Source organism: Bacteroides sp. RTP31139st1_H2_RTP31139_211217, assembly GCF_040227615.1.
Lineage (GTDB): Bacteria > Bacteroidota > Bacteroidia > Bacteroidales > Bacteroidaceae > Bacteroides > Bacteroides uniformis.
On the sequence record NZ_JBCNZM010000065.1, the window covers coordinates 1 to 315 of the forward strand.

General features: G+C 41.9%; 1 pseudogene. It reads right to left on the bottom strand.

Features of this window, described 5'->3' with window-relative positions:
* A pseudogene (locus tag ABUA47_RS12270) lies at positions 1–315 on the bottom strand (hypothetical protein); the annotation flags it as partial.

A 315-nucleotide genomic window follows, 5' to 3' on the forward strand; every position in this document is an offset into this window, starting at 1 on the left:
ATTACCTCCTTATAAAAGATGCGGTTGGTTCGGTCGAGATCCATAACCCGACTTTGATATAGAGATGAAAAGAAAATACTGACAATGATGCCAAGAATGAGAAGATACCATTGGACTAATCCCCATTTGTCAGTCCTTTGTCTGAATCTGTTCCATCTGTAGAACCACCATGATTTCAACGTAGGTGGAGAAGAAGCCTTGTGGCTTGTGATGGTTTGCAGAGCATCGCCCCATACTTTCAAAATCGCATGTGCTTTTTCTACAGATTCATCCTCGTTAATGATTTTCATGCCGATGTAACGGATTGTCCGTTGG